Source organism: Nostoc sp. PCC 9305 (assembly GCF_963920915.1).
Taxonomy (GTDB): Bacteria; Cyanobacteriota; Cyanobacteriia; order Cyanobacteriales; family Nostocaceae; genus Nostoc.
On the sequence record NZ_CAWUDN010000174.1, the window covers coordinates 1 to 9,937 of the forward strand.

8 protein-coding genes are annotated in these 9,937 nt (G+C 44.1%); 5 read left to right on the forward strand and 3 right to left on the reverse strand.

What is annotated here, in order from left to right:
- Positions 1–343: 343 nt before the first annotated feature.
- From ACM0OX_RS33890 to ACM0OX_RS33900, 3 genes are all read left to right on the forward strand, one after another.
- The gene (locus ACM0OX_RS33890) at positions 344–817 is read left to right on the forward strand and encodes a hypothetical protein (RefSeq protein ID WP_414519399.1); all 474 of its coding nucleotides are present in this window, start codon (positions 344–346) and stop codon (positions 815–817) included.
- Positions 814–1,980 (forward strand): PrsW family intramembrane metalloprotease, encoded by a 1,167-nt coding sequence (locus ACM0OX_RS33895; protein ID WP_414519401.1) that lies wholly within the window; start codon positions 814–816, stop codon positions 1,978–1,980. Before ACM0OX_RS33890 ends, ACM0OX_RS33895 begins: the two co-directional genes overlap by 4 nt.
- Positions 1,981–2,868: 888 nt before the next feature.
- The gene (locus tag ACM0OX_RS33900) at positions 2,869–3,984 is read left to right on the forward strand and encodes a diguanylate cyclase domain-containing protein (protein WP_414519403.1); all 1,116 of its coding nucleotides are present in this window, start codon (positions 2,869–2,871) and stop codon (positions 3,982–3,984) included.
- A 168-nt stretch (positions 3,985–4,152) separates the two neighbouring features.
- On the opposite strand, the gene ACM0OX_RS33905 is transcribed toward ACM0OX_RS33900, so the two are convergent.
- The gene (locus ACM0OX_RS33905; protein ID WP_414519405.1) at positions 4,153–4,743 is read right to left on the reverse strand and encodes a thioredoxin family protein; all 591 of its coding nucleotides are present in this window, start codon (positions 4,741–4,743) and stop codon (positions 4,153–4,155) included.
- A gap of 240 nt (positions 4,744–4,983) precedes the next feature.
- Positions 4,984–6,894, reverse strand: coding sequence for an acetate--CoA ligase family protein (locus ACM0OX_RS33910; RefSeq protein WP_414519407.1), 1,911 nt, complete (start codon positions 6,892–6,894; stop codon positions 4,984–4,986).
- 328 nt (positions 6,895–7,222) lie between these two features.
- Between ACM0OX_RS33910 and ACM0OX_RS33915 the strand changes: the two genes are divergently transcribed.
- A complete protein-coding gene (locus tag ACM0OX_RS33915; RefSeq protein ID WP_414519409.1) occupies positions 7,223–7,426 on the forward strand; it encodes a hypothetical protein in 204 nt (67 codons plus the stop codon).
- Positions 7,427–7,737: 311 nt separating this feature from the next.
- Positions 7,738–8,592 carry a cyanophycinase gene (locus ACM0OX_RS33920; protein WP_414519411.1) on the forward strand — a complete coding sequence of 285 codons (855 nt, stop codon included), beginning with the start codon at positions 7,738–7,740 and terminating at the stop codon, positions 8,590–8,592.
- 239 nt (positions 8,593–8,831) lie between these two features.
- On the opposite strand, the gene ACM0OX_RS33925 is transcribed toward ACM0OX_RS33920, so the two are convergent.
- Positions 8,832–9,749 (reverse strand): M23 family metallopeptidase, encoded by a 918-nt coding sequence (locus ACM0OX_RS33925; RefSeq protein ID WP_414519412.1) that lies wholly within the window; start codon positions 9,747–9,749, stop codon positions 8,832–8,834.
- Positions 9,750–9,937: the final 188 nt, after the last annotated feature.

Consider the following 9,937-nt stretch of genomic DNA (forward strand, 5'->3'; position numbering starts at 1 on the left):
CCGCTTGCGGGGAGGGGTTGGGGGTGGGGTGTTAGGGACTTTTGCAAGAGGTCTAGTCTAAACACCTCCAACAACTTATTATTTATGCGCGGGATCTTAGGCAGAAATTTTCTGCCCAATATAATAGTTCGGCGCTACCAACGACCATCTTTTGAGACATGGCAAGACACAAATCACCCTCATCAGTTTCACGCCTGTTTAGCACCGCAAAAAGGAAAATTGTATGTCCCCCCTAAGACACGAAGCCCCTGTACCGGTTGAATATCGACTGCTTGGACTCGATCGTCGGCTCATTTGGCCGACGGTGAGCGTTTATCTTGTGGTGTTTTTATGGTCGGGAGTCATGCCAGCCATCAACGAGGCTGTTCATAACAAGGAGGTTTTAGCAGGGACAGTTTATAATGTCGGTCCTGTACGTTTTACGCCAACCCAAGGCTGGGTGATAACTAAGGTTCCATTCCCTGCCGGGAGTTCATCAAACGCAGTGGTCTTCAAAGATGGCGTCACGTTTAGCGTCAAGAGCGGCGTCTGGAGGGGAACTGCTGAGGAACTCCTCAACCAGATCGTGAAAGAGCAAAATGAATTTGTTGTTGAGGGTAAATTAGTTCCCGTTACAACACTGCAAAAGGTTGCCGGAGTAGCTAAGAGAATTAATGGTCCCGACTATACTGGTCTACTGCTCGCATACGTCGATGGCAAGGGTCAGGGAGTCGAAGTGATTGTGAAGGGACCGGCCGCTACCTCCACACAACTGGAGCAACCGATCGCTGACATGATTAAGAGCATCACATTTAAACCAAAGGAGGGCGATTCGTGATTAGCACTTCAAAGAGTGAGGACACAATCCGCAAGGCTGCCATCGATCGTTCCGGCTGGAGCAATTCCGTCCGATTTTTTCAGCCGCGCAACCCGGCGTGCTACCTGTATTGGTTGCTCGTAATCAAAGGTATCTACGTCTTCTGCGGACTTTTGTTCCACAGCGCCATCTATCCCAGCGCTCTATTTATCGCCCTCTCGTCTCAGGCACTCTATTGCCTGCCTTGGATCTGGTTTCTCACGCACAAAGATCGGTATGAACGTGAGCCAGCCAAGCTCGCGCTGCTCGGCTTCCTCTGGGGCGGACTAGTAGCGCCGTGGGTCATGGCGCTCCCTGGCAATGGTGCAATCCTATCGCTATTTGCGAAGCTGACCAGCTTCGACTTTTATAGCCATTGGAGTCCGGCCCTCACGGCACCCATCGTGGAGGAAAGCTCCAAATTCGTCGGGCTTGTCATGCTCGCTTTACTAGCACGCAACCATGTCCGCAACGCCTACGACGGGTTTCTGCTTGGTGCGTTTGTGGGTCTCGGCTTTCAGGTCTTTGAAGACGTGTCTTACATTGTGGGCGCCCCCGACGCAAGCTTTGGGTCACAGCAGGTTGCTGGTACGTTGCGGGTGTTGATTGTGCGCATAGCGACCGGTTTCTGGAGTCACTCGCTCTACACGGCGGTTGCGGGTACGGGGTTTGGCTACTTCCTAGAAGCGAAAAATCGCTCGTTCGGCCATCGGCTCGCGGTTTTGGTAGGTTTCTTTCTGTTGGCTTGTCTGGCTCATGGCTGTTGGGATGCCATTATTGGGTTTATCGGCTTCGGGCCCATTGGCATAGTCATTGGAACGGTTGCGATTTTGTTTGCGTGGCGGTTCTCCGAGCAGCGTCAGCGCAAGTTTGTCCGCGTCCTGCTGGCTGACGATGTTGCAAACGGAATCGTGACAGAAGCCGAACTGGCTGCGATTTCCAACCGACCGAAAAATCGGCGAGCTTACCTAAGAGAGATCAAGTCCTCATCCGGGCCTGACGCGGCAAAACGCGCTGGGTTCATACTCGATGCGGCGATCGATCTTGCAGCAGCAATTGCATCTACGGACAGTCTCGATAGTCCGGCAGCCAAAGCCGCGCGTGTGGAGATTGCGAGGGTGCGCGGTGCAGCACTGTTAGGTTGATTAGAGTAGATTCCAGCCGAAATGCCGAGGCGATCGAGAGTGCCCGATTTTACGGGGGGACAAAAAGGGCTAGGATGCAGATAGAATAAGTCTCATAGCCCTCTCTCCTTGTTGGTAGTACTTACGCTTGTTGGGTTTCGTTCCTCAACCCAACCTACAGAATATTATTATAAATGTTTAATCTAACCTGCTATTATATCATGTCCGTATAATTAGTTGTGATTTCCACAGTCATTGCACCCCACCCCCAGCCCCTCCCGAAGAGCGGGGAACTCGGGGCCCCCTCTGGGGATTAGGGGCAGGGAGACAAAGCATAGCTTTGGCGGGGTGGGGTTCTTCAGGTTTAATAACTTCAGGTTTAATAAGTAATCTAGCGGACATGATATTAGTTATAATTCCTGAATCTATGCAATAGTCTCAAAACCCCTTCCATCTAACCTTCTGGGGCCTTAACGATCGCTCTTTAACCGGACATTGTATCATCTCTGCATAGACGCGCAGAGATGAGCAAAACTGTGCTTCAAAGTTAAGCGTAGGCGTAGCCCGTCGTAGACATCGTTCAAGCAAATTGTGAGAAGAAGTTCCCCGAACCAGTTTCTAACCCTCGGAACTTATGTACGTATAAACAAATTAGTGGTATCAAAAACATTAATCCATGATGAAAAACTCTAACAATATAATAAGTTTTGATAATTTTTTGCGAATATTGATATTTTTCAAGCTTCCTTTGGGCAAAAGACCTTGTAAGTATCTAGATACTTAGGGAATTTGCACAGGGAAAGTTAGGGTGAGATGAACAACAGAGCAAACCGAAGGCATGAAGCACATCATATAATACAATATTTCTGTATATTCAACCGAATGTTGATTTTTGTTGCAGAGATATTAATGTCACGCAGCCTTGTTGCTGGAGAGGTAATGCTGCGGTTGTTCCAAAATTTCCAGCGTCCCAAACTTTCCTGGCTAAGGCTTAGACACTCATCTGTGAAAACCCAAGCTATTCCTCTCCCTGACAATGAAGCAGAAAGGCTCAAAGCGCTGGCGAAATACAATATTCTAGATACCCTACCCGAACAAGCATTTGATGACCTAACTGCTATTGCTGCCTATATTTGTAAGACTCCAATTGCTTTAATTAGCTTAGTTGATAGCGATCGCCAATGGTTTAAATCTAAGGTTGGACTAAAAAATAGCGAAACACCCAGAGATGGGTCTTTTTGCTCCCATGCCATTCTGCAACCAGATGATATATTAGTGGTTCCCAACGCCCTTAAAGACGATCGCTTTAATAACAATCCCTTAGTCAAAGGTAATCCCAAAATTCGTTTTTATGCTGGTGTCCCTTTAATTACGCCCGATGGTCTTCCAATTGGCACGTTGTGTGTTCTAGACACCATTCCTCATCACCTAACTTACCAGCAGTTAGATGCACTGCGCCGCCTAAGTCGTCAGGCGATCGCTCAAATAGAACTCATTCAGGAAGTTCGCAACCGCAAACAAGCAGAAATAGAAGGAAGACAGTTATTGCTGACCGATGAACTAACAGGTTTGCATAACCGACGTGCTTTCTTCCTAATGGCTGCACAACAGTTGAAAATTGCTCACCGCATGAAAGTGTTTTGCTGGGTGATGTTCATTGATTTAGATGGGCTAAAACAGATTAACGACACCCTTGGTCATGACATGGGAGATGCCTTGATTATTGATGCTGGTCGATTACTTAAGCAAACTTTTCGGAACTCAGATATTGTTGCCCGCTTGGGTGGGGATGAGTTCATTGTTTTCATCTCTAGCTACTTTAAGGATGCTGATAGTATCCAAGCGCGTCTACAAACAAATATCGCTAACTTTAATCAACAGCAAAACCGTAGCTATAAACTTTCGATGAGTATCGGCATAGAGCATTACTCACCAGAGAGCAATATGTCACTAGAACAACTAATCGCTAGGTCTGATGAATTAATGTATGCTCAAAAGCGGCTCAAGCGGCAATCTCTTACATAAAACATTCCATTACATAACAGTCTTTAACTACGAATTACGAACTTGTACTGAGCTTGTCCTGAGCGTAGTCGTAAAGCCTGCGGCATAGCTACGCTTCGGGCGCAGCCTCTCGTAGAGAAGGGCGTAGCCGAAGAATTACGAATTACGAATTACGAATTACGAATTATTTTAATTTACAACCTGGCTGCCATGACTGCGGGGGTCATCTTGATTCGTCGTTGGTGCTACTGGGGCTGAAAACTTGGAAACTTTGCCGCTAGCTTGAGCATAAGGCAGAGAGGAACTAGTAACCAAAGCTTCTAAGTTACTTGCCATAATCGTCCGGGGTTGATCGCCGATGGCTTGGGCTACGGTTTCTCCCTGCTGACTCAAAAATACAAAATGGGGAATCCCATCTACCCGATATCTCAGCATTTCTGGCAGCCACTTAGTATTATCTACATTCAGCATGACAAAATTCATCTTGTCAGCATACTCTGTTTCTAGTTGAGTTATATCTGGGGCCATTTTCTGGCAGACAGTACACCAATCAGCATAAAACTCTACTAGAGATGGTTTGCCGTTGCTGATGGCTACTTCTAACGGTGTGGAAGTCTCGCTTAACTTAGCTAGAGTTGCCGAGGTTGTTTCAGTTCGCAATCCTAAGACGAGGGAAACGCTAAGTGCGATCGCTACCATTACAATTAAGAAGTTTCTCAGACGCTTCCCGAATGTAGATTCAGGTTTTTCAGGAGAATTAACAGGTGAATCAGTACTCATAACAGCAGAATTATTAAAACTTCTTAAGCAATTTCTTCTTTAGTTTAGCTGACTCCAGGCATTCTATAATTTCTCTAGCTTTGGAAGCTTGAACTGGAAATTGGGCATAAGACACAAGAGGCAGAGGTGCGGAGGGGCAAAGGGGGAAAAGGGAAAGAAAGACTTAACTGCTACTTCTCCTCTGCTCCCCTGCTCCCCTGCTCCCCTACTCCCCAATTCCGAAGCGCCTATTTACTTCACTTACAAAATTGTTCCAGTTTCTTTCAAATAAACCCGCGTAAATGGTTCATCTTCACCCAAAGTATAATCTTCAATCAACCCTTTGCGACGAATAGAAATATCGTTGCCTTTTCTAATCACCACAGTCGAACCATCGAAAACATCTCGCGCCAAAATCATCTCAGTTTCGGTGGGATTATCCAAAACTACGATATTACTATTTTGGTAAAATATGCCCTGTTCTTCGAGGATTTCTTCAGGATACTCGGCAATTAGCAAATCAAGTTTGGGATGACGCAGCAAAGTTTGAACATTACTGTTGTAATCTTTGCTTAATACTTTTTTCGAGCGATTCACAAAAACGGCATCACGACAAACAGCACCTATTGTCAAGTTGGAATTTTGCAAAAGGATATGGTCAATCGTTGCTTGCAGTTCTTCAACTGAGATTTTGTTAAAGGTAATAATTGGTATCCTGGCATCTGTACCCGACTCAAAAAAGGTTTCTAAAATATGAGAAGGTACATCAACACTTTCACCAACAGAAGGTTTAAGATGCATTAAAACGCCTGGTGCAGCATTGATTTCTAGGATGGCAAAGTTACTGGATTTCCAAGATTCTGCAAGACTTTTGGTAATAACATCAATCCCCAGACAAGTCAGTTGGAAATGTTGGGCAATATCTTGCGCCAAGATAATATTGTCATCATGAACTGTCGGGGTTGCATCGATGCTCATACCTCCAGCTGAAAGATTGGCGACTTTACGTAGGTAAACAGTGCGTTCTTTCTCAATCACGCTGTCTAATGATAAGCGCTGTTCGTCTAGATAGAGTTCCATCGCTTCATCGATCTGAATTTTACTCATCGGCGAAGTTGGCGTATCTAAACGTGCAGGTTTGCGGTTTTCTTGGCGAATTAACTCTGCAAGTGTTAAATACCCATCACCCACAACTGATGCGGGACGGCGTTCTGTAGCGGCGACGAATCGACCATTGACACACAACATACGAAAATCCGATCCTGAGATGCTTTTCTCAACAATTATTCGGGTTTGCTGATTTTCGGGAATCGCTGCCACTGAACGATTATAAGCAGATATCAGTTCTTTTGAGTCTTGCACATCAGCCGTAACGCCAATTCCTTTGTGACCTACCACTGGCTTAACTGCCACTGGGTAGCCAATTTCTCTTGCTGCTGCCAAGGCTTCTTTCTCAGAAAAGACAATACTACCTTCAGGCACAGGGAAACCCAAGGTTTTCAAGAATGCCTTACAATCATCTTTGCGGGTAGTAAACTCCGAATCTAGATGGCTATCGCAGTTAAATGTTGTTGCTACCCCCCGGACATGTTTTTTTCCTAAACCGTATTGCATCAATCCTTCTTCCCACAGATAAAAGGCGGGAATACCTTTCTCGTAGGCTGTTCGCAATAGAGCGTAAACCGTGGGGCCTCCGTAGACAGATGCGCGAAATCTATCTTGCAGCCTCACCAGCTGCTCATCAAAGGCAAAGTCTTCGTCTTGGGTAATGGCTTCAAACCAATCCCAAACAAAGTAAATTACCTCTCTAGTTGTGCGTTCATGTAGTGATTGGATGCTAATCCGGGTGAGATTTGGATATGGCTTCACACTCCAGCGGTTAAGGTGTAAATCCATGTCCAATTTTCCGGTTTCGGACACAACTTGGGCAAAGAAATGGGCATAAGATTCGTAGGTTTGATCGCGAAGATTTGGATAGCGATCGCCAATCTTGGCAATATAATCTTCAATGGGCAAAGGCTCTCTAGAGTCAATTAGAGCAAAATCAAATACTAGCGCGCCTACATCTAAATAAGGGTTGGGGCCAAGGTAATGCTTGAAGTTGAAAATATCGAATACATCCGTTCTTCTAGCATTAATGCGGACTAATTCACTGCTTTTTTGTAGAACCATTGATTACGAACCTTCGGCTAAACACCCTGAATTTTTAATGCTGAGTTATAGTCACTCAGACTTATTGATTGTAGATTGACTCAAGTTAATTTTGGAGAGTGATGGCTTTGGCACTGAGCTAATCAGAACCCAGGCTAACTCTATTACTAAGCATTTTTAACTATCTTAAGGCATAATTAAATCTTCAATCTTCTGCCAGGAAGCAATAACAGTCAATTCATCCTCATGAATAATTAAAGATATAACCTTTGAAAGGTGCAACACTCATCCAAAAATTGTATAAATAAATGTGGGGCATTAAAAAGACAGTATAACAAGACAGCAAAGTATGACTAGCACACAAGCTGCTCTAAGAGATGAAATTCGAGAACTAGCTGACGAAGCTTTTCACCAAAAGCTGATCTCTGGACATGGAGATGGCGCAGACATGAATGAGTATCAAATTGTCTACCAAGGCAAACCCAGGCATCTCCCACTCGAACAAGCACGTTTTTTCTTAACTAACTTGCTTTACAGAAGTCGGGTTCATTAAGGCTTGCCATCAGATATCTATTTGCATCTAGTTAGGATCAATACCAATTACTCACATCGCCCGATAAATCTACAATCGACAATTAACTATATAGCTAACAATGCCTCTAGGAAATACTTCTAGAGGCAGTTGACGTTGTAGATTTTATTTAGTATTTGGAAAATTAGATAATTTTTCAAAAAAGTATTGTGGTCTAATTGCGATCGCAAATGTTAACCCTACTTTATCAAGTAATCTATCAAAGGGATGATTTGATACATTGAATTGCCATGTTTTAGTGAAATTTATTAACTCAAATCCCAGGGAGCATCATGGTGGAAAGTAATATTAAAAGGCAGTTAGTAATTATTGGGGGAGCCGAAGATAAAGAGGGAGATTCCGTAATTTTGCGGGACTTTGTACGACGCGCTGGAGGTACGAAGGCGTACATTGTAATTCTGACAGCAGCCACAGAACTACCAAGAGAAGTGGGAGAAAATTACATCAGAGTGTTTGAGCGTTTGGGAGCCGAAACTGTTCGCATTATTGATACAGAAACTCGTGAAGATGCATCTTCATCTACCGCATTGGAAGCTATTAAGAAAGCAACTGGGGTATTTTTTACAGGGGGAGACCAAGCTCGTATTACCAGCATCCTCAAGGATACCGAAATCGATACGGCGATTCATCAACGGTTCTCTGAAGGTGTAGTAATAGCAGGTACAAGCGCTGGAGCTGCTGTGATGCCGGATAAAATGATTGTGGAAGGTGATTCGCAGACACATCCTCGGATTGAAACTGTTGAAATGGGCCCAGGTATGGGATTTTTACCAGGGGTAGTAATTGACCAGCATTTTTCTCAGCGTGGACGCTTGGGACGCTTGATTTCAGCTTTAATACTAGAACCTGCTGTCTTAGGATTTGGGATTGACGAAAATACCGCTATGGTAGTGACAGATAACCAAATTGAAGTAATTGGTGAAGGTGCGGTTACGATTGTTGATGAATCAGAAGCTACATATAACAATATGGGCGAAATTTTGAAGGATGAGTCTTTGGCGATTTGTGGAGCAAAGCTTCATATTTTACCACATGGCTTCAAATTTGACCTGAAAACTCGTCAGCCTATCCTAAATAATGGCTCTGCGCCAAATGGCTCTCAATCACTTGCTTCAATTAACACTTAACTTTTAGTAAGTGTATTTAAACTGAAAGTTTTATTGAACAGAATTCAGGAGTCAGGAGTCAGAATTCAGTTGGGTATTCTGTACGACTGGCGGGGATAGTGCAGCGTAAAGCCTTAAAGGGAAACGTGGCGCATAGAAAGCATCTTGATTCTGAATTCTGAATTCTGCATTCTTCTTCAACTAATCGCTGTAACACCCCTGCCTCAACCTTTGGTAGGCAGGGGATATCAAGAAGAATATCAAGGCGATTTCGTTAAACTGTAAAAACTGTCAGAACGAATCTGACTGCCATTTCGCCAAACTTCAACTCTTTGTGGAGTAACTAAATAATAAAAACTACCATTATCTGCTCGATATCTGTTTTTACCAATATTCAAAGCTACTATCTTTATAGGTTTGCTTGGGGCTTGCTTCAATTGCCCAATATAAAATAATTGACCATTTTCTTCACAGACTTTTACACGAGAGCTTATAGTCTCACCTTCAATAAGACTAATTCCATTGCATTTAGTATCAGTGCTTACAGGTGCAAAATCTATAGGAATTGTCTGCTGTGAGGGTGAAACTTGATTTGCTACTGGGGGTGGCGAGACTGGGCGGTTCTGGTTATCCACTTGCTGAACTTTAGAACCGGAACCAACACTTGCAGTTACGGATGTCAACAAACGAAGGGGGTCAACTGCTATTCGACCATTTGGATGAACTTCAAAGTGCAGATGAGGTGCTGTACTATTGCCTGTAGATCCCATCTCGGCAATCATTTGACCTTGAATGACCTCTTGACCCTTGCTCACCAACAAACGGCGATTGTGGCCATAAACAGTAATGCTGCCATCGAGATGTTTAATAGTTATGGCATTTCCTAATCCCCAATTATCCCAACCTGCTTTAACAACTGTACCGGATGCCGCAGCAACAACAGGAGTTCCAGACGACCCTGCAATATCAATTCCTTCATGTTGATATTTGCGGAAGCCTTGAGAAATAAACCCTTTAGTTGGCCAGATTAAGTTAGAAGCAGGGATAGGAGTTTGCCCAATTGGGGAATCGCCTGCCAATTGTGTTAAGGCAGATGTAGGTGTAGTTAATACAGCGCTTAAGGATATTAACCCAACTAGTCCATAAGTACGGTATCGATAAACTATAGGTTTTTTCATAAGTTGTAAGTCTATTAGAACAATAATTCAGACACTTTCTGATTATTTGTTGTTTCAAGCTTACTCGGAAAATATCAGGAAATCTTTAGTGGGCGTTGCATATTTGCGGGATGATTTTGCTAGTTTTGTGGGATGGGCATCTTGCCATTGGTGTCAAGTTAAGGCATCAGCCCAGATGTTAAGCGAGG